This is a genomic window from Methylobacterium aquaticum, assembly GCF_001043915.1.
Taxonomy (GTDB): Bacteria; Pseudomonadota; Alphaproteobacteria; order Rhizobiales; family Beijerinckiaceae; genus Methylobacterium; species Methylobacterium aquaticum.
Genome location: NZ_LABX01000299.1, coordinates 1 through 3,477, shown reverse-complemented (window position 1 = coordinate 3,477; position 3,477 = coordinate 1). Strand labels below are relative to the sequence as shown.

Here is a 3,477-nt window from a genome sequence, read left to right as displayed (position 1 = left end):
CGAGCACCGGCGGGGGGATCGGCGGCAGGATCGACAGGGGCAGCGGGAAAAGGATCGGGAGGGCGCCGGGGCGGGGACGGACGATCATCGGGGGCACAAGGCGCGGTCAGGGACGGCGCGGTCATCCGCCGCCCGGAGGCCAGGGGCAAGCCGATGACGGGCGGGCGAAAGGAGATTTCATACCAACGGCCGAAGATGCTGACGCATCCGGCCGTTGCTCCATCTCGAATTTTCGATGTCAAGCCAGAGGCTTGACGAAAATTCGCGAACGGCACCAAAGGTCGTTTCCAACGACCGTTGGTATTATCTAACCGTCATACCTCTCGCCAGTCGTGTCGACTTCGTTACAGTTGACCCTACGCAGACGGCAGAAGATCCGCGCGTGTTGCAGTGCAAGGGACGCTGCGACGAACAAGGCGGGGGCCAGAATGGACGTATGGGCGCTGCTCACCCAAGTTCACTCCAATATCGAGGCGACGTGCGATCGGGCGACCCGGCAGGTTTCCTTGATCGAGGCGCGTGAGCGGAACGGTCTGTCGACCGATCACGAGCGGAACGTCCTGCGGGGCATGCGCGTCTCGCTGGGCTTCGAGTACCATCAGGAGACCGTGCTGCTGGCCAGCTTGTCCAGCGCCATGGAGGACACTCTTCGCCCGGCACCGGCGCGCCACCGCTGCCACCGCGGCGCCGGGAGGGATTGCCCGCTGCCGATCCGCTGCTGCGAGACCTTGGCGGCGACGGTCAGGCTTCCGATGCAGGCGGGCGGGCCGCGCGCGGCGATCGCGGCGGGCTGATTCGGCGGGCGAACCCCGACGGATCGCCGCCCGCGGCTGCGGCACAGCCGCCACAGCGGCCCTCCGCCTGCCGCGCGGTCGAGGCCGCTCCCCTCGGGCGGCCGCCGTCTCCCGGGCCGCCTCCCGGTCAGTGTGGCGCCGGAGCACTGGCGGCCCGCCCGGGCCAGGCGGTCTTCTTGCCGGCGAGATCAGGGAGTCACCGCCTTGCCCAGCCCGTTGCCCGTCCTGTCGGACGCGCCGCTCTTCCTTCACATCGCCGGGTCGCTGGTCTTCGTGGCCGCCGCCGGCCGCGGGATCGGCTGGGCGCTCGACGCCTGGGTGCGCCGCGCGCCCGACGGCGTCCGGCCCTCCGCGCCGGAGGACCCGGCCGGGACGCCGCCTCAATCCGGCGCCCGCATCCGGTAGCCGACCCCGGTCTCGGTCAGGATGTAGCGCGGGCGCTCGGGCTCGGGCTCGAGCTTCTGGCGCAGCTGGCGCACATAGACCCGGAGGTATTGCGGGTCGGCGGCATGGCCCCACACCTCGCGCAGCAGGTGGGCATGGGTGAGCACCTTGCCGGCATGGTGCACCAGCAGGCGCAGCACGTCGTATTCCTTGGGCGACAGCTTCACCTCGCGCTCGCCCACCCGGACGATCCGGCGCACGAGATCGACCGAGAGGTCGCCGGCCCGGAAGACCGGGCGCTCGCCGCCGACCGCGAGCTGGTGGCGCAGCGCCGTCCGCATCCGGGCCAGAAGCTCGTTCATGCCGAACGGCTTGGTGACGTAGTCGTCCGCCCCGAGATCGAGGGCCTCGACCTTGCCGGCCTCGTCGTCGCGGCTCGACAGCACGATCACCGGCAGGTCGGGCCAGCGGGCGCGGATCTGCGCCAGGAGCGTATGGCCGGCGATGTCCGGCAGGCCGAGATCGAGGATCGCGAGGGCGAACGCCTCCCGCTCCAGGCCGTCGAGGGCGGCGCGGCCGTTTGGCGCCTCGGCCACCTCGTAGCCCTGGCTGCCGAGGCCGACCCGCAGGAGCCGGCGGATCGGCGGCTCGTCGTCGATGACCAGGATACGCAGGCCGTTGCTCACGCGGCATCCTCCAGGGCGGTGCGCGGCACCGGCAGGATCAGGGTGAAGGCGGCGCCCGGCGAGGCGGAATCGGGCCGGTCGCCCCGGTTGCGGGCGGTGATCCGCCCGCCCATCGCCTCGACGAAGCCGCGGGAGATGGCAAGGCCGAGGCCGGTCCCGGCCCGGACCCGGTCGCTCTTGCGCACCCGGTAGAAGGTGTCGAAGATCCGCTCCTCGTCGCCCTCCGGGATGCCCTCGCCCTCGTCGAGGATCGTCAAGGACACCGCGTCGCCCTCCCGCCGGGTCTCCTGCCACGCCTCGATCCGCACCAGGCTGCCCTCGGGAGCATATTTGGCGGCGTTGTCGAGGAGGTTGAACAGCACCTGCTCCATCAGCACCGCGTCGAGGCGCAGAGCCGGCAGGCCGGCGCCGAGCGCCAGTTCGACCCGGTGGCGGGAGAGGATCTTGCCCGCCCGCTCGAGCGCCGTCCCGACGATCTCGGCGAGATCGTGGGGGGCGAGGTTGGGCGCGAGCGCGCCGGATTCGAGCTTCGTCATGTCGAGCAGGTTGGCGATGAAGCGGTTCAGGCGCTCGGCCTCGTCGATCATCGTCGCGAGCAGCTCTCCTTTCGCCTCCGGGCCGAGGGCGTCCCTCAGATCGCGAAGGGTCGTGGCCGCGCCGAGCACCGCGGCGAGCGGCGTCTTGAGGTCGTGCGAGAGCGAGGAGAGCAGGGCCTGGCGCAGCCGGTCGGCCTCGGCCGAGCGCCGGGCGCGGTCGAGATCCTCGACGAGATGGACCCGCTCGATGGCGAGCGCCGCCTGGTCGGCCAGGGCGTCGAGGAGGCGGCGCTGGTCGGGGGTGAGGAGCGGGCCGGGCTTGTCGCCGTCGAGCCCGACCACCCCGACCATGCCGCGGCCGGTCCGCAACGGCAGGAACAGGCGCTTCGCCCCCGGGAGCGTGTCGGCGCCGCGGCCCGCCGGACGGCCGTGGTCGAAGGTCCAGGTCGCCGCCGCCAGGTCGGCCTCGTCGAGGAAGTCCTCCGGGGGATAGCCGGCCATGACGGTGACGGCGCCGCGACGCGGCGCGGGACCGTCCTGCGGCAGCAGCAGGACCACCCGCAGGCGCAGCATCAGGGCGATCTGGTAGGCGGTGGCCCAGAGCACGTCGTCGAGGGTGCCGCAGCCCGCGAGCTTGCGCGAGAAGCCGTAGAGCGCCTCCGTCGTGCGCGAGCGCGCGCCCGCGATCCGCGCCTCGGCGCGCACCCGGGCCGCCAGGTTCGAGACCGCCACCGCCACCAGGGTGAAGAAGAACAGGGCGACGACGTTGGTCGGGTCGGCGATGGTGAAGGTGTAGAGCGGCGGCAGGAAGAAGAAGTTGTAGGCGAGCGACGAGGCCAGGACGGCGGCGAGCGACGGGCCGAGGCCGAAGCGCACCGCCACCGCCACCACGGCGGTGAGGAAGACGAGGTCGGTGCTCTCGTGGCCGAGGGAGGATTGCAGGACGAGGCCCAGGCCCAGCGCCCCCGCGACCATCGCCAGCGCCGCCCCGTAGGGCAGGAGGCTCGGCCGGGGCGGGGCGGCGGTGCCCAGGCCCTTGTGCGGGGCGGGGGCGCCGGCGGCCTCCTCGCCCGCCAC

The 3,477-nt window shown here is 72.5% G+C and carries 4 protein-coding genes; 2 read left to right on the top strand and 2 right to left on the bottom strand.

Features of this window, described 5'->3' with window-relative positions:
- Positions 1 to 428: 428 nt before the first annotated feature.
- Both VP06_RS30380 and VP06_RS30375 read left to right on the top strand, forming a co-directional pair.
- Positions 429 to 794, top strand: coding sequence for a hypothetical protein (locus VP06_RS30380; protein WP_048467551.1), 366 nt, complete (start codon positions 429 to 431; stop codon positions 792 to 794).
- A gap of 204 nt (positions 795 to 998) precedes the next feature.
- Entirely contained in the window at positions 999 to 1,199 is a 201-nt protein-coding gene (locus VP06_RS30375; RefSeq protein WP_245291377.1) for a hypothetical protein, read from the top strand.
- On the opposite strand, the gene VP06_RS30370 is transcribed toward VP06_RS30375, so the two are convergent.
- Complete coding sequence (locus VP06_RS30370; protein ID WP_048467550.1) at positions 1,175 to 1,864, bottom strand: response regulator transcription factor; 690 nt, start codon at positions 1,862 to 1,864, stop codon at positions 1,175 to 1,177. The genes VP06_RS30375 and VP06_RS30370 overlap by 25 nt on opposite strands.
- The coding region (locus VP06_RS30365) for a DUF4118 domain-containing protein (RefSeq protein ID WP_048467549.1) at positions 1,861 to 3,477 on the bottom strand (1,617 nt) is incomplete at its 5' end. The genes VP06_RS30370 and VP06_RS30365, both read right to left, overlap by 4 nt.

Bases quoted from the DNA above. Each gene is read 5' to 3' on its own strand.
- VP06_RS30380 (WP_048467551.1), top strand. From the start codon at position 429: ATGGACGTATGGGCGCTGCTCACCCAAGTTCACTCCAATATCGAGGCG.